General features: G+C 59.0%; 11 protein-coding genes and 2 pseudogenes. 12 read left to right on the top strand and 1 reads right to left on the bottom strand.

Features of this window, described 5'->3' with window-relative positions; translation table 11 throughout:
• Position 1: 1 nt before the first annotated feature.
• The 12 genes and pseudogenes from AC1RQC_RS31810 (at position 2) to AC1RQC_RS31755 (ending at position 14,927) form a co-directional block, all read left to right on the top strand.
• A complete protein-coding gene (locus AC1RQC_RS31810; protein ID WP_492808733.1) occupies positions 2-1,027 on the top strand; it encodes a LysR family transcriptional regulator in 1,026 nt (341 codons plus the stop codon).
• A gap of 593 nt (positions 1,028-1,620) precedes the next feature.
• Positions 1,621-2,580 (top strand): alpha/beta hydrolase, encoded by a 960-nt coding sequence (locus tag AC1RQC_RS31805; protein WP_492885636.1) that lies wholly within the window; start codon positions 1,621-1,623, stop codon positions 2,578-2,580.
• Positions 2,581-2,729: 149 nt separating this feature from the next.
• Positions 2,730-3,728 carry an Lrp/AsnC family transcriptional regulator gene (locus AC1RQC_RS31800; protein ID WP_492808729.1) on the top strand — a complete coding sequence of 333 codons (999 nt, stop codon included), beginning with the start codon at positions 2,730-2,732 and terminating at the stop codon, positions 3,726-3,728.
• 658 nt (positions 3,729-4,386) lie between these two features.
• Complete coding sequence (locus tag AC1RQC_RS31795) at positions 4,387-5,172, top strand: SDR family NAD(P)-dependent oxidoreductase (protein ID WP_492808727.1); 786 nt, start codon at positions 4,387-4,389, stop codon at positions 5,170-5,172.
• 165 nt (positions 5,173-5,337) lie between these two features.
• On the top strand, positions 5,338-6,150 hold the full coding sequence (locus AC1RQC_RS31790) for an NADPH-dependent F420 reductase (protein WP_492809072.1): 813 nt from the start codon (positions 5,338-5,340) through the stop codon (positions 6,148-6,150).
• A gap of 42 nt (positions 6,151-6,192) precedes the next feature.
• Positions 6,193-6,310 (top strand): annotated as a pseudogene (locus tag AC1RQC_RS31785) (DUF2274 domain-containing protein); the annotation flags it as partial.
• 753 nt (positions 6,311-7,063) lie between these two features.
• Positions 7,064-8,812 (top strand): FAD-binding protein, encoded by a 1,749-nt coding sequence (locus tag AC1RQC_RS31780; protein WP_492808725.1) that lies wholly within the window; start codon positions 7,064-7,066, stop codon positions 8,810-8,812.
• Positions 8,813-9,077: 265 nt separating this feature from the next.
• Positions 9,078-9,338 (top strand): 4Fe-4S dicluster domain-containing protein, encoded by a 261-nt coding sequence (locus AC1RQC_RS31775; protein ID WP_492808724.1) that lies wholly within the window; start codon positions 9,078-9,080, stop codon positions 9,336-9,338.
• A 2-nt stretch (positions 9,339-9,340) separates the two neighbouring features.
• Positions 9,341-10,705: an FAD-dependent oxidoreductase gene (locus tag AC1RQC_RS31770; RefSeq protein ID WP_492808722.1), complete on the top strand. Its 1,365-nt coding sequence runs from the start codon at positions 9,341-9,343 to the stop codon at positions 10,703-10,705.
• A 27-nt stretch (positions 10,706-10,732) separates the two neighbouring features.
• Positions 10,733-12,175: pseudogene (locus AC1RQC_RS31765) on the top strand (molybdopterin-containing oxidoreductase family protein); the annotation flags it as partial.
• A 15-nt stretch (positions 12,176-12,190) separates the two neighbouring features.
• Positions 12,191-12,874 (top strand): molybdopterin dinucleotide binding domain-containing protein, encoded by a 684-nt coding sequence (locus tag AC1RQC_RS31760; RefSeq protein ID WP_492809070.1) that lies wholly within the window; start codon positions 12,191-12,193, stop codon positions 12,872-12,874.
• Between the two features lie 928 nt (positions 12,875-13,802).
• On the top strand, positions 13,803-14,927 hold the full coding sequence (locus tag AC1RQC_RS31755; RefSeq protein ID WP_492808720.1) for a CaiB/BaiF CoA transferase family protein: 1,125 nt from the start codon (positions 13,803-13,805) through the stop codon (positions 14,925-14,927).
• Between the two features lie 37 nt (positions 14,928-14,964).
• On the opposite strand, the gene AC1RQC_RS31750 is transcribed toward AC1RQC_RS31755, so the two are convergent.
• Positions 14,965-15,744 (bottom strand): enoyl-CoA hydratase-related protein, encoded by a 780-nt coding sequence (locus tag AC1RQC_RS31750; protein ID WP_492808718.1) that lies wholly within the window; start codon positions 15,742-15,744, stop codon positions 14,965-14,967.
• Between the last annotated feature and the right edge of the window lie 183 nt (positions 15,745-15,927).

Below are 15,927 nucleotides of genomic sequence, written 5' to 3'. Positions count from 1 at the left end.
TATGAAACCTATTGACAGCCAGCCCTATCCAGACTGGAACTTGCTCTCGACATGGGTCGCCGTCTTCGAGGCTGAGGCCGTCTCGGAAGCAGCGCGCAGGCTGGGTGTCTCGCAGGGAACCATCTCCCAACGCGTCAAGCAACTGGAAGCCACGCTCAACACGACGCTTCTCGATCGCACCACACGGCCGGCACGCGCAACCCTCGCCGGAGAGCGCCTGTATCAGGACGCGGCCGGCTTACTGCACCAGCTCGCGCAGATGAGCGAAAACGTGCGCGGCGAAGGACGAGCCAAGCGCAGCATCGTCAGGATAGGGTGTATCGATTCCTTCGCCGCCTCGGTCGGTCCGACACTCTTTAAGGGACTATCTGGCGCATCACGCCAGATCAGGCTGTGGTCGGGCATCACTCCCACGCTGGAGGCCCAGTTCGAAGCCCGTCAGCTCGACATCGCCATCACCACCAGCGGCCGGGTGCAGCAAGAGGGCATGCGCCGCTCGCTGCTGTTCTCCGAACCCTACTACGTGCTGCTGCCATTCGCCTTCGACCCGGGCCAACCCTGCTCTCTGAGCGATTTGAGCCGGCGCCTGCCCTTGATCCGATACAGTGCCCGCTCACACATCGGCCAGCAAATCGAGGGCTATCTGCAGGACATGGGAGACATCATCGAACAGACCTGCGAATTCGATGCCTCCGACCCTCTGCTCAGCCTGGTCGCGGCCGGTGTTGGATTTGCGATCTCGACACCGATGTGTGTCTGGCAATCGCGCCACTCGGCGCAGGGACTGCGGGTGCTGCCACTGAGCCGCTTCCGGCCGCGCCAGGCTGCTTACCCGGCGCTGACCCGAAGCTTCTACATGATGCACCGCGAGGACGAACTGGGACGACTGCCTTTGGAAGCCGAACGCATCATACGACAGGCAATGCACAAGCAATTGGCACCCCAGATGGCCGAACTCCTGGGCTTGCACACCCACGAGATCTGGAATGACGACATAGCTTCAAGATTGGGACGATCGCCGACCTGATCTAGTACACGGTTGCCGCAATGAATCAATGATCGAGCGCGTCGGCAACCGCGCGCTGGAAACTCACCGGCGCCCATTCTTGCCATATCGATCGAGATCGGAAGTTGCCACGCTGAAAGCGTATCAGGCACGCGAAGCCTGTGGCCGTTGCGTCGGACCGACGTGTTGTGTTGGTACCCCGGCAAAACATTCACGTTCGTGAAAGAATACATTTTCCCCGGCCGCATGCAGCCGTGCCGCGAAATCCCAGCGACCCGCTCTTTAATACGACATAGTGACGCCTGGGCTCGACTCAGGCCGCAGTTCAGGCACACCTCGAACACACCGAACGCTACCTTGTTCCTCCTCGCGCTGGCGAGCCTTAACGGATACCGCACCAAATTTTCGCCAATATTTGAGCGAAATTATCGAAATAATGTGCTAACGTCCGATTTCGAGTAAATTTATCGATCCGATTTTACGCATTCATCGTGGACCCCGCGTCCAGCCGGTGCGAGCGATGAAGCACTCTCATATCGTGACGAACCCGTTGCTTCTCCCCGCTCATAGATGGGGAGAAGGGTCTGAACGTCCAAACCTTGACGAGGGTCTTGATGAGCATTTTTGATCGCATCGATCCAGAAATCGCACCCACGGTGGCGGCGATGCCAGATTTCGATATTGCGGATATGACGCGCGCGCGCCTCGAATATCACGCAATGGTTGACGCTATGCCGGTTCCGTCAGACCCGCGTGTATCGGTGCGCGATATGACCGTGCCCGGTCGGGGCGATCACCCGCCAGTGCGGATTCGCGTCTTTGCCCCGACCGAAGCGTGCGCTGCGCCGTTACCTGCTATCTGCTGGATCCATGGCGGGGGCTACGTACTCAATAGCAAATTGCTGGACGATGCGATCTGCCAGCACCTTGTCATCGCTCACCAATGTCTGGTCGCATCGGTCGCTTGGCGTCTCGCACCAGAACATCCATTTCCGGCGGCCACAGAGGATTGCTACGGGGTGTTGGCCTGGATGGCGTCGGATGCCGGCGGACTGGGTATCGATACCCGCCGCTTAGTTGTCGCGGGGCAAAGCTCAGGCGGCGGCTCGGCCGCGGGAGTTGCGCTGCTCGTGCGCGACAGGAAAGAATTCTCGATCGCGCACCAAATGCTAATCTATCCAATGCTCGACGATCGCAACGACACGCCTTCCGCGCACCTCGTCACAGATGCGAAGGTGTGGAACCGGCGCAAGAATGCTATCGCTTGGCGGGCTTACCTTGGTGAACGTGCAGCCGATGCACCGGTGTCGCCCTATGCAGCGCCAGCACGCATGGTGGACTTGACGGGATCTGTGCCCGCTTCAATCCTGACCGGCGAGCTGGATTTGTTCCGGGACGAAAACATCGACTATGCGACGCGGTTGATAGCTGCCGGTGTCCCGACCGAGTTGCACGTCTACCCCGCGGCGCCGCACGGGTTCGACCAGATTTGCCCAAATGCCACGGTCAGCCAGCGTTTCATCGCTGACCGCGACGCGATCCTGCGTCGGGTTTTCGCGGCAACGGCCGGCTGACGTTATGCTTGCCTGGTGGAAATTCTGATAACAGCCGAGCGCGGCGGCACCGGCCGTCTCGAGCGTTGAGTCTATGCACGGACAACAAGAACCTCAGCCGCGCAAGCGCTCGTCTAGGCCTCTGCCCATTCCTGCATCGAGGAGATCCCATGACGACAAAGAAGGTGCGCCGAGAGGTAATACTCAGCGATCTCGACCGGGCGATACTGGATGTGCTGACGCGCGATCCACATGCGAGCGTCCGGTCCGTTGCTGACGCAACCGGTGCAGCGGTTTCGCAGGTCGCGCCACGGATACGAGCGCTCGACCAGCGCGAGGCGTCTTGGATTTTCGCGGTATTGGATCTCAAGGCCTCAGGTCAGTTGCTGTCCTTCATCCTGCTCGACGTGCGCGGCCGCTCCATTGACGCGGTCGTCGCGGAAATCACACCGATGCAAGAGGTGTTGCTGATCAGCACGCTGATGGGCGGCTCGCGTGACCTGCTGATCCTGGTGCGATTCACAACCGTGGATGCACTGCACGAAATAGCCTCGAATCGCATCGGCACCATCCGGGGTGTCTTCCATTCAATTGTGTCGATTGTCCTCGATACACCGCGCTTCTCTCCACGCTACGTGATGTACTCAACTGATCTGCTGATGGAGCGCAGCGTGGAAGCGGCAATGGACAACCTGGAGCGCGAGTTGCCCGACGGGACGTTCGACGAAGTGGACAAGCAAATTGTCGCGGAACTCCAGCACAATGCGCGTCAGTCGATCAATGCCATCGCACGCAAGTACGGGATTAATCCCAGCACGATCCGTTACAGGATCCGCAATTTGGAAAGCCGTGGACTGATGCGGTTTATTACGGTACTCAATCCTGTCTCGGTCGGACTGCACTCGTTCGCACTGGTCGAGATCGAACCCGAGGCAAATCGTCTGGGCGAGGTCGTCGGAAGGCTGCGCGACCGTCCGTGGCTGCCGCAGATCTTTGTGACCACCGGCCCGGCGCCGATCAAGGGCATCATTCAGGCCCGCAGCATGGAGGCGATCACGCGCATCAAGAGCGAAGAACTCACGGCGATCGAAGGCATCGTGAGCGTGAACGTATTTACTCTTGTCAACACGTATAAGATGGACACTCGCTGGGCTCAGCAATACACCTGATGTGCTCCGGCCATCTCTTCCCGGCGATCGGTCCGGAGTTTGGCAGCCCTGGCATCTTCGCTCGTAGAATTCCGGAAGATCGCGCCAGTGCGCACCCGACCACAGCACCTGCAGATGTCAACCCGCGAATTGGAAATTCTTCAGCCCCGCCTGCTCCGGATCGCGCATTGGACGCTCAACGAGCCTTCACTCGCTCCACCTCCCTAGATGGAACGTAATGAACCAGTGAACAGCACTGTAGGGAGTCATGAATGCAGATCAGTCCCAATGCTCAGTCAGAGATAAGGTCTAGTTCCCAGGGAGGCAACTACACACATGCTTATCTGTTACTCTGATGCTATCGATTAACTAGTACTGTATGTCGAGCAAACGAGATTGCACTATGTTTGCGCTGCTCTCTATGTTGCTGGATTGTGAGAGCCGACGGCGCGGAATTCCCGAAGCCGGCAAGGCAACGCACGTCGCGAAAGAGAATCGACGACGGTTCCTACGATATGAACAGCGGCGCATCTGGCTGCAAGCACCTCAGTTTCGATCGCCGCCCCGGCATCGCGACGACGGCCGACCGGATGCTGGGCAATTCGCTCCGACAGGGACAGTCCGAGGGAAGCGCTCAGCCCGGTGGGCGTATCACTAATTGATATCTGGAGACTGGATCGTGCAGCGTAAATTGGACGGAAAAGTCGCACTCGTCACCGGCGCGGCACAAGGAATTGGCGCCGCCTGCGCGTCGCGCCTGGCGGCCGAAGGCGCGGTTGTGGTGGTCGCCGATCTCAGCGAGGACGCAGGCCGGTCGACCGCCGCCAAGATCAACGCGACCGGCGGGCGGGCGGTTTTCATGGCACTCGACGTGACGCAGGAGTCGGCTTGGATAGCCCTGATCGCTCAGGTGCGAGCCGATCATGGTGCGCTGCACATCCTGCTCAACAACGCCGGAATTGGCCGCCCAGCCCCACTCACGGAAATGAGCTACGAAGCCTTCCGCATGCAATTCGCGGTGAATCTTGATGGCATGTTCCTTGGCATGAAGCACGCAATCCCGCTCATTGAAGCCAGTGGTGGCGGCACAATCATCAACATTTCGTCAACGGCCTCAAAGAAGGTGTATGCCAACATGTCGGCCTACTGCGCCAGCAAGGCGGGCGTGGCGCAACTGACGAAAGTCGCGGCGCTTGAATGCGCGCAGAATCGGACCGGAATCCGCGTAAATTCGATCCACCCCGGAATTGTCGAGACACCGGCGTGGGGCCACTTGGGTGCGCTTGAAGGCGGGGATGCGACGACGGCGCTAGATCTCGACGCGATGACCGCAGCGACCGTCCCGTTAGGCTACAAGGCGATGCCTGACGACATCGCGAATGCGGTGCTGTTCCTCGCAAGCGACGACAACCGCTACATCACCGGTACGGAGCTTATCGTTGATGGAGGCCAGGTCTTGCTGTGATCTTGGTCCGCAACGGCGAATCGGCATCGAATGGATACTGCCATTCGGCGAACACGTCAGCGACGACATCCTGCCGCGCTATCGCGCGTTGAGAAAATCTGGGCGTTCACAGAACAAAGCGAAGAAACAGCATAAAGCTCAGAATCGTCCGGGTCGGAATTTCTAATTCAAGAACAGGGAAATGGTATGAAGATTGGAATAATTGGGGCCGGACTAATCGGCACCAACCTTGCGAAGAAGTGGACAGCCGCGGGGCATTCAGTTCTTATTTCCAGTGAGCGAGGCCAGAAAGCGCTTGCTGATCTCGCTCGAGAGACAGGTGCAACGGCGGTGTCCGTTGCGGACGCAGTCAAAGACGTTGACGTCATCGTCACCACAATCCCACTTCACGCGATTCCCACGCTACCAAAGGATCTGTTCGACGGCGCATCCAGCAATGTAGTGCTGGTTGACACTTCGAACTATTTTCCAGCCCGTGACAGGATCATTCCTGCCATCGAGAATGGCATGGTGGAAAGTGTTTGGGTGTCCGCGCAAATAGGGCGCCCGATCGTCAAAGCATTCAACAACATGCTGGCCTACAGCCAGGCGCACGAGGGAAGGCCAGCAGGTACGCCGGACCGACTTGCTTTGTCGGTTTACGGCGGTGATGCGAACGCAAAGAAGATGGTCATAGGCTTGGTCGATGATATCGGCTTTGACGGATTTGATGCAGGGATGTTGTCTGAATCGTGGCGGCAGCAACCGGGCACGCCAGCGTACTGCACCGATCTGACTGCTGCGGAACTGAAAGACGCGCTCAGCAGAGCCGTCAAAGAGAGATCATCCAAGCTTCGTGATCTCTCGCTCAAGAAGCTGGAGGACTTCGGCGAAGGTTTCCTCGCGGCGCTAAGTAAGGGGGAGTACACGCTTGGTTACACCAGTAAGGATGTCGTACGGATTTACCGTGGTCTCGAAGCGGAGCAACTCGCGGATTGATATGGGCGATCGCAAGCGGGATGTGGTTTCCTCACTCTGTTGATGAGCACGACCCGCAAGCTGCGGCTGGGGCCGCTCCCGGAAACGGAGTCTAAGAAGCTGACCTTTTGCAAGCCCGGCCAGCCTAAAGGCTGACCTCGCCCACCATGCGGCACTGCATTTCCACTCATGTCCGCTTGATATTGCGGCAAGGGATATCCCGAAATCCATCCGCGAGGTTCGTGCTCTAGTTAATCGCGTATTCGCATGCTTGCAGTGACAGACCTCCCCTGTGTCCAGAAACTCGACAGAAGTACCGTTGGGTTCATTACATAGGTCGCCTTCGAAGCAAAACTGCCGCAGAAAGTAGCGCGTACGTAGGCGTGCAGCTTGGGTGGCAGCGTCACTACGTTGGGTATACTCATGCCAATCCAGATCGCTTTGGCGCCGAGCACACCCCGGCTGGTTGCATCGCCTGTATGGGCGTTCGCACTCATCCTCGATGGCACCAAGTACCCGCCGGAATGGAATCGCAAGCTTGGCGTCGAACGCAACTGCTTGCGCTCGAAGGGTCTGCTCGTGTGCACGTAGAGCGGCCTGCGCACCCACGTCTCTCGTCATCCGGGACGTATGTGCTCAATCTACCTCATCCAGATCCAATCCCCCGGTGAAAAGCTGGCTCCCTCACAACAGCGCAGCGCATCAACCATTTAACTCTCGCCGAGCTCAGCAAGAGCTATTTTGCATCTCCGGTGCGATAGACGTGCTCAGTCGAGTCACGTAGTGCCACGGACAGATCAAAAAGCCGGCATAGGCAAGACCGAAAGCGTTCATGGACACGTGAGACGCCCGCAGCCTGCAATCCCAAAGGTAAGATTTCGATGCGACCTTCGACGTGACCGACAAGGATCCCGCGAACAGGCGGAGAGAGACAATGAACAATACTTACGATGTCGTTATCGCAGGTTCCGGCATGGCTGCGATGACGGCCGCTGCGCGAGCTCACGATCTCGGTCTGAGTGTCATCCTGCTGGAAAAGGCTCACAAATATGGAGGCAGTTCGGCAACCTCCGGTGGGGTACTCTGGATTCCCAATCATGGCCTCAGCACCGGCGACAGCCGGGAAGAGGCATTGCAATATATTCGGGGCACTACACAGGGGCATGTTCGCTCGGAGCGGCTGGAGGCATTCATTGATGGGGGCGCTAGCGCCGTGAAATACCTCACCTCGCTCGGACTCCCGCTCGCCATCACGCCCTGGCCGGACTACTTCTCCGAACTTCCTGGCGCCCGATTCGACCGATCGCTTATATGTCCTATGTATGACGGGGCCGAATTAGGCCAAGAGTTCCATCTCATGCGCGAGCAGTTCACTCGCTTCAAATTGTTCAATCGCTATACGATGGACTTCCAGGAGGCGTTTGGCATTAGCAGCAAGACACCCGGTTGGATTGGCCAGTTGGGACGTGTCATTGGACGGTATTGGACCGACATCACGACCCGCCGAGTTACTCGCCGTGATCGGCTGCTCAGCCTCGGGGGCTCCATCATTGGTCGGCTCCGCAAGAAGCTGATGGATAGAGGTATCGAGATTAGGCTGGGTGTTGCAGCAAAGTCCTTTGTCCAGCATAACGGGCGCGTCGTAGGCGTAGAAGTTGAGCAATTCGGCCAACGCTCAACTATCCACGCGCGCCGAGCCGTGATCGTCTGTGCTGGCGGCTTCGAATGGAACCAAGCTCTCCGTGAAAGATTTTTCACTGTTCCAGGTGACACACGGTGGAGCAACACGCCGGAAGAAGGCAATCGTGGAGACCTCTTGCGTGCTGGCATGGTCATTGGGGCAGACGTTGAGTTCATGGAAACGGGATGGTGGTGCCCCTCCATGTCAAAGCCCATTCCGGGCGCATCCAACTTCGACGAAATCCACATGGTTGTCTTCGACCATGGCCGTCCTCACAGCGTCTGCGTCAATCGGAACGGCGATCGATTCGTCAATGAGGCATGCAGCTACGACCGATTTGGCAATGCAATGGTACAGGACCAGTTGAAGACGGGGGCCAACGCGCCCTGCTGGTTGATCTTCGATGCGCAGTTTCGCCGCAAATTTCCAGCAGGGGGCTACATGCCTTCGCAGATCGAGCCAGATTCGCGGATTCCTGTTGACCACTGGGATCACTATCTATTCCGTGCTCAGACCGTCGCTGAGCTCGCCGCCAAGATTAACGTTAATGCGCAAAAACTTCAGGCGACAGTCATGCGGATGAATCATTACGCCACGACGGGTATCGACATCGAGTTCGGGCGAGGCAGATCCGACTATGATCGAACGTTCGGAGACCCCAAGGTGGAGCCCAATCCTTGCCTCGGCTCCATCGGGGAGGCACCGTTCTACGCCCTCCCCGTCAATCTTGGCGATATCGGAACTAAAGGCGGATTAAAGGCCGATGAGCACGGGCGTGTGTTGAACACCGCCGGCAGCCCGATCCCTGGGCTGTATGCGGCTGGCAACGCATCCGCCTCGCCTTTCGGAAACTGCTATCCGGGTGCAGGTGGCACACTGGGGCCGGCCGTGGTCTTTGGCTTTCTGGCAGCCAATCACATCGCTGCCTCGTCAGCGTCGCTCGGCGCTGCGGCACTCGCCACCACTAGCTCGTCCGGATGCGTGCCTTTCCTGTCTAGCTGAAACTGAAACACGTCTTAGCGACGGGGTTTGCCGATCCCCACACATTCGAGGAGAAGACAAGTGAGCGACGTCGCTGCAACCACCAGCATCATCAAGCGGAATGTGGGTTGAGCCTTGCCACTCTTGGACACCGAGGCCTGGCTGGTCCTGAGTTCAAGTGCTCCAAGACGTGTATGCGGGCGTTCTCGATCGTTCCCATCCCGCCGCCGCTCGGGGCCTTGGCATCGAGAGGCCCTCAAGCTTGACTACCAGTTGGAGGAAACAAATGGCCTACGCGATCGCAGCACCTTGCGTCGCCGACTATTCCTGTGTCGAGATATGCCCCGTTGCCTGTATCAGTCCGGCCCCCTCGGACGAGGACTTCGGAGATGCCGAACAAATGTATATCAATCCCGACGTCTGCGTCAATTGTGGCGCCTGTGTTGGTGCATGCCCGGTACTGGCAATCTACGAAGAGGGCTGCCTTCCCCCGAAGTGGCAGCACTACGCGCAAGTCAATCGCGCATATTTCGCGAAAGGAGCGTAACCATGCCACCAACCGTGCGTATCGCGATCGTCGGCACCGGGCCTGCCGGTATCTACGCCCTCGGGCACCTGCTAGAAGAGCGGGGGCTGGAGGTGGAAGTCGATCTGTTCGAGCGCCTGCCAATGCCATGGGGACTGGTGCGCGCCGGCGTGGCACCCGACCACCCCGAGAAAAAACTTGTCGTCGATCGACTGTTCGATTTCTATCTAAAGCACCCCCGCGTACGTTTCATCGGTAATGTTGACATCGGTCGCGACATTCATCCCGCCGAACTGAGCGATTGGTATGACGCTGTGATCTACGCAAGCGGTGCTGATGGAGATACTCGCATGGGCATCCCCGGTGAAGAATTGCCGGGCTGTTGGTCAGCGCGGGAGTTTGTTGCCTTCTACAACGGTCATCCCGACTATCGCGATCTCCGTTTCGATCTTTCGAGCGAACGCGCCATTGTCGTCGGCAATGGGAACGTTGCCCTCGACGCTGCACGTATCCTCACGATGCCTGTGGCCGAACTGGAAAGGACAGACATCGCCGACCACGCCCTTGCGATTCTGCGTCGCAGCTCGATCCGCGAAGTCGTGGTACTCGGTCGCCGCAGCCATTTGCAAGGAGCCTTCCACAACCCCGAGCTCGAGGAACTTGAACACCTCGACCACGTGGATGTGCTACTCCAAGGGAATGAGCTGCCCGGCGATCATGAAGCCGTACTCGGTGGATCCGACTGGGAGACGCGCCGCAAAGTGCAAACCCTTCAGCGGCTAGCCGTACGCGAGCCAACCCCTGGCAACAAACGCATCGTGTTTCGTTTCCTCACTTCCCCCGTCGAGCTGCACGGCAACGGCAAGGTCGAGAGGATGCGAGTAGTGCGCAATCACCTTGAGCGCGACGAGCATGGCGGGCTTCAAGCGCGCCCGAGCAACGAAGAATCGACACTCAATGCCGGCTTGGTCCTGCGTGCTATCGGCTACCACGGCACCCCTGTCCTGGGCTTGCCTTTTGACGAACGGCTTGGGGTAATCCGCAATCGTCTTGGCCGTGTCTCCGACCATGACGGCGTCCTTCCCGGCGTATACGTAACGGGTTGGGCCAAACGTGGGTGTCGAGGCATCATCGGTAGCAACAAGAAGTGCGCCCGCGAAACAATCGACCTCCTGTTGGAGGACCTACGAGCAGGGCGACTAAAAAAACGCAGCCTGGACAAAGACAAAGCTATGGCCACGATCAGGAGGCGAAAGTCCGATCTCGTGTCGCGTGCAGGCTGGCAAACCATTGACCACCTCGAGCGTGAGGCAGGCAGAGCGCAGCATCGCCCACGAGTTAAGCTGACGGATAGCGCCACCATGCTGGCTCTGGCCGCAGAGGCGTGATCGCCCCCGGGCATCGGAGAACGAAAAATGTCTCACTCCAAGCCTACCTTCTGCCGCATTTGCGAACCGTATTGCCCCATCGTCGCCGAGCTCAACGACACTGGAAAAGTTATCAAGTTGCACCCCAACCCGGAGCATCCGAGCGGCGGTATCGCCTGCCACAAGGGTCTCTCCTACCTGGAAGTGCACAACGATCCCGACCGAGTGAAGTGGCCACTTGAGCGCCTCAACCCTCGCACGCAGCCGCGCGGCGACTTTGTGGAATCTGATTGGGACACCGCCATGGCGGAAATGGGCGCGAAGCTCAAAACCATTCGGGAAAGGTACGGGCCAAACGCCATCGCGTTCTACTTCGGCAACCCCTGATCGATGAGTGCACCCCCGTACTTCTCGGCAGTGGATTTCATGGATCGCATTGGCACCCAAATGCGTTTCAGCGGCAACACGCAGGATACTGCCAACAAGTTCGTCGGTGCTGCTGAGATATTCGGGTCGGCCAGCTCTATCATGGTGCCCGACTTGTACCACACCGACTATCTGCTCTGCCTGGGTACAAATCCCAAAGTCTCTCGTTGGACAACAGCCTCCATGCCCAACGGTGGTCTCGACGTGGTGAAGCGTATCAAGCAGCGAGGCGGGAAGGTACGTTTCGTCAACCCTCGGCAAATCGAGTCGTCCACCGAGGAAACGGGACCGACGCTGCTGATCAAGCCGGGAACAGATGTGTACTTCCTGGCGGCGCTATTGAACGAGATTCACGTCCAAGGTGGCTTCGACGAGGCCATGCTGACGAAACACGGCAAACATGTCGGCGAGATGAAACAGTTCATCCAGTGCTATCCGGCAGAGAAGGTTGCCCAAGTGACCGGCGTCGGCGCCAGCGAAATCCGGACTATCGCCGGCGAGATCATTGCCGCGAAGTCCGCCACGGTGCACATGGCAACCGGTCTAAACCAGAGCCGTCAGGGCATGCTGTGCTTCTGGCTAGTGGAGATGATCAATTTCGCTGGCGGAAATCTCGGCCGCCTGGGAGAAATGCACAAACCCGCTGGGTTGCTAAACGAGTTCCCGCCCAACGGGGCCACGCAGACCCTGGAGACGTCTGTCGGCACATTCCAAATTGCTGACCCGATGGGATTCGGCGTCCTCCCCGCCGTCATACTGCCGTCCCTGATCGAGAAAGGAGACGTCCGCGCCTTGGTGGTACTGGGCGGCAATCCTTTGATCACCGTGGGCGGTGAAGACGTTCTGCGCAAAGCGTGCGAGGGCCTCGACTTGATCGTGGCGGTGGACATCTACCGGTCGGCAACTGGTGAAATTTCGGACTACGTCCTGCCGGCCACCGACTGGTTGGAACGGATGGACATCAACATCCACGGCAACGCGATGCAGCCGATTCCGTATGTGCAATACGCAGATGCCATCGAGCCGCCAGCGTTCGGGCGTCGAAACGGCTGGCGGATCGTCCAGCGCCTAGCGCAAGCGATGGGTTTGCCCTCACCACTCGATCACAACCCGGAATTGACCGACGCTGTCGAACTCATCGACGGCATGCTGGCTACCAAGTGCCTTTCTATCAAAAAAATGCGCGCGCAACCTCATCAAACGGTCACATTCCCACAGGAACCGCGGGATGCGCTGTTCGACAAGTGCCTGCAGCACCCGGACAAGAGAATCGACTGCTGCCCAACCTCGTTCGCGAATGCGGGATTATTCCAGCGCTGCGACGCCATCTTCGCCGAGCTGCAACAGGAACCCGCCGACACGCTCAAACTGATCTCGTTGCGCACACGCTACATGCAAAACAGCTGGCTGACCAATATCGGAAAATTTCGGTGTGGCAGAGAGTGCGTCAACCCACTGCATATGAGCGAAACGGACGCTATTGCCCGCGGATTGCATGACGGTGACTCCATTTGCGTATTCAACGAATTCTGCACCATCGAGACACAGGTGAGAATAGACAGCGCTCTGCGCCCCAGCGTCGTCGCCATGAGCCACGGCTATGGCAACAAGGGCGCATACGGCCTCCGTCTCTCATCAGAGAAATCGGGGGTCGACTGCAACGCGTTGATGCCGGTTGGCACTGAGTATGAACCTCTGCGTTACAATTCGTGGCTGACCGAGGTGCCTGTTATCGTCGAACGCATCTCAAAGCCGGTTCGTTGAAGTCAGCTCCCCTCAAACGAGTTCAGCAGCCGTGCTGATGTTTGTTGTTCCCGTGTCGAGATCATCCTTATCGACAGTCCCTCGCTAAGAAGCTGGGACTTCGTCTATGCCGAACGGAGGTGTCAGTACTGGATCTGCTGGCATCTATGCCCTCTGGCACCTGCTTGAAGAGCAAGCGCTGGAAGTGGAAGCCGATCTGTTCAAGCGTCGGCCGATCCCATAGGAGAATAATGCAAGCTTGCCGGCGCCCTCATCGCCATTCAATCCGCCCAGCCGGCACGATCTCGCGGCTACCGTCCACTCAGCGCCGCTGTAGGCAGAACATCCAACGCATGCCCATGATGTCTTCCCTTTGGATACGATGCATTATCGCCTTTGTCCGTCATTTGGACTCCCCATCTCGCACATGACCTCGCTGGTCTCCCATTGCAGAGGCGCCTGGGTGCGCTGGTCATACACGGGGCTCGCTGTTCGGCTCGCGTGGCAGATTGTGGAAACGCAAATGCGTGATCCCCCGGGTCGTTGCCTCGGCACCACCGGAACAACCGCAGATGACTGTCGCCCACAACACCCCGAGTCCGGAGTGCCGGCCGGAGCAAACTCGCCCGCATCGGCAGACAAGGGTATCGGTAGATCCGCGGTTATCTTGTTACTTGCAACGGCGATCGACACAATCCTCTCTAAGGTACATGCAAGAGAGGAGCCATGCGCAGGAAATTGTCGTGGACTCCAAAAACGAATGGTGCCCTGAAGCGACACCTATCACGACTAGGTGGTATCACCGACACGATACCCGCGCCAGGTGGCTCGAGATTGACATTGCGAATGCGATCTGCCTCCCAATCTTGAAAATGCCATGTCTGAGATCGACGCTAAAGCCCCCCGCCAACTCGCCCCTGATGGGGCGCGATATCAAGGATACCCTCCCGTGACAAATGGACCTCTGCAAGGCCTAAAAGTAATCGAGTTTGCCGGCATCGGCCCCGGGCCATTCTGCGGCATGCTGCTCTCCGACATGGGAGCCGACATTCTCCGCATCGATCGCAAGGGCGTCGATGCCAGCCGTGACCGTTTCGAGGTCGACCGGCGCGGACGTCGCTCGGTCTCGCTCGACCTAAAGCGTCCCGAATCCGTGGCTGCCTGCCTGGCTCTGTGCGACAAGGCCGACATGCTATTCGAAGGCTACCGTCCAGGCGTGATGGAGCGGCTTGGCCTTGGCCCCGATGTGGTGCTGAAGCGCAACCCGCGCCTAGTCTATGGGCGCATGACCGGCTGGGGCCAGCACGGCCCATACGCGCAACGCGCCGGACATGACATCAACTATATCGCGATCACCGGAGCACTGGACGCGATCGGTACCAAGGACAAGCCAGTTCCACCGCTCAATTTGGTAGGCGACTACGGCGGTGGCGCGATGATGCTTGCCGTCGGCCTACTTGCAGCGGTACTTCATGCGCGCGCCACCGGGCAGGGCCAGGTGGTCGACGCGTCGATCAGCGACGGCACCAGCTTACTGACGACGATCTTCTACAAGCTTCGTGCGCTCGGCCAGTGGAAGGACCAGCGCGCTGCGAACCTCCTCGACGGCGGCGCGCCGTTCTACGATACCTACCAGTGCGCCGACGGTAGGTTCGTCTCCGTCGGAGCGATCGAGCCGCAGTTCTACGCCATGCTACTCGATAAAATGGGCCTAGCCGGCAAGCTGCCGCACGAGCAGATGGACCACGAGGCCTGGCCGGTAGTTAAAAGCACGTTCGCCGAGGTCTTCGCAAGCAAGACTCGCGACCAATGGGTCGAGATCATGGGTGATGCCGACACCTGCTTCGCGCCCGTTCTAACAGCGGACGAGGCGACGCAGGACCCGCACAACGTCGCCCGATCGACGTTTGTCGAGATCGATGGCGTCCGTCAGCCGGCTCCGGCGCCACGCTTCTCATCCACCCCGAGTGCGATCCAGGCTTCAGGCACGGGGGTGGCGGCTCGCAAGGTCTTGCAGGATTGGGGCTTGGCCCCTCTGCATGTCGATGAACTGACCGGGCCCGGGGCGGCCTGACAACAAGGCGGCGCCTCCCAGGGGGCGCCCTGCCCATTCACTGCCCAGTGAACGCTGCAGGCCGCTTTTGGCGAAAGGCAGCGACGCCCTCGGCAAAGTCCTTCGTCTGTCCGGCGAGGCGCTGATGGTGCCGCTCCACGGCCAGTGCCTCGGTGAGCGAATGGTCCAGCCCGAAGCGAATACCTTGGCGGATCAGCGCATAGGCCCGTGTCGGGCCTTTGGCAAGCCTGCGTACAAGTTCGAGTGACTCGGCCACCAGCGCGTCATCATCCACCACCTTGTAGACCATGCCCCAGGCTTCGGCGCGCTCGGCCTGGATCCGTTCGCCCAGCATCATCATCGCCTGTGCGCGGGCGCGACCGATCAGCCTAGGCAACAGCCAGCTGCTGCCGACATCCGGCACCAGGCCAATGTTCACGAAGGCTTGAAGGAAGTATGAAGATCGGGCCGCCAGCACGATATCACCGGCCAGTGCTAGTGCGCAACCAGCACCCACCGCAGGACCGTTGACTGCCGTCACGAAAGGCAACGGCAACGCGAGGAGGCGCTCGAGGATTGGGTTGTAATAGCGTTCTAACTTGGCCCCGATATCGCCGCTTGAGCCGTCGGCCGCGAGGTCGGCACCTGACGAGAACGCTCGCCCCGCACCGGTCAATAGCAGCACGCGTGCGGTGCCGCTGTCGCGCACGATATCCAGTGCGTTGATGACTTCATCCAGCATATCGGTACACAAGGCATTTAGCGATTGCGGCCGGTTAAGGACAAGCGTCACAACTCCCTCGTCTTCGTTCAGCTTGATGTGTTCGTATGCGTTCATGGTCTGCCTCTCGGTTGAATTGACGTGCAGGACGATTGTATTGACCGGCATCGCATTGACACTACCGCCACTCCGCAAAGGGATTTGCTTGTGCGAGCTTTTTTCATCCCAAGCCTGACCGGCCCGGCCGCGGCCCTCACGATACTCATGCTAACGACCGACAACTCTCAGCGCAGACAAAGA

Source organism: Cupriavidus sp. GW822-FHT03E04 (genome assembly GCF_058801495.1).
This window is presented reverse-complemented; position numbering and strand designations above follow the sequence as displayed.

Bases quoted from the DNA above. Each gene is read 5' to 3' on its own strand.
- AC1RQC_RS31810 (WP_492808733.1), top strand. From the start codon at position 2: ATGAAACCTATTGACAGCCAGCCCTATCCAGACTGGAACTTGCTCTCG.
- AC1RQC_RS31805 (WP_492885636.1), top strand. From the start codon at position 1,621: ATGAGCATTTTTGATCGCATCGATCCAGAAATCGCACCCACGGTGGCG.
- AC1RQC_RS31800 (WP_492808729.1), top strand. From the start codon at position 2,730: ATGACGACAAAGAAGGTGCGCCGAGAGGTAATACTCAGCGATCTCGAC.
- AC1RQC_RS31780 (WP_492808725.1), top strand. From the start codon at position 7,064: ATGAACAATACTTACGATGTCGTTATCGCAGGTTCCGGCATGGCTGCG.
- AC1RQC_RS31775 (WP_492808724.1), top strand. From the start codon at position 9,078: ATGGCCTACGCGATCGCAGCACCTTGCGTCGCCGACTATTCCTGTGTC.
- AC1RQC_RS31770 (WP_492808722.1), top strand. From the start codon at position 9,341: ATGCCACCAACCGTGCGTATCGCGATCGTCGGCACCGGGCCTGCCGGT.
- AC1RQC_RS31760 (WP_492809070.1), top strand. From the start codon at position 12,191: ATGGGTTTGCCCTCACCACTCGATCACAACCCGGAATTGACCGACGCT.
- AC1RQC_RS31750 (WP_492808718.1), bottom strand. From the start codon at position 15,744: ATGAACGCATACGAACACATCAAGCTGAACGAAGACGAGGGAGTTGTG.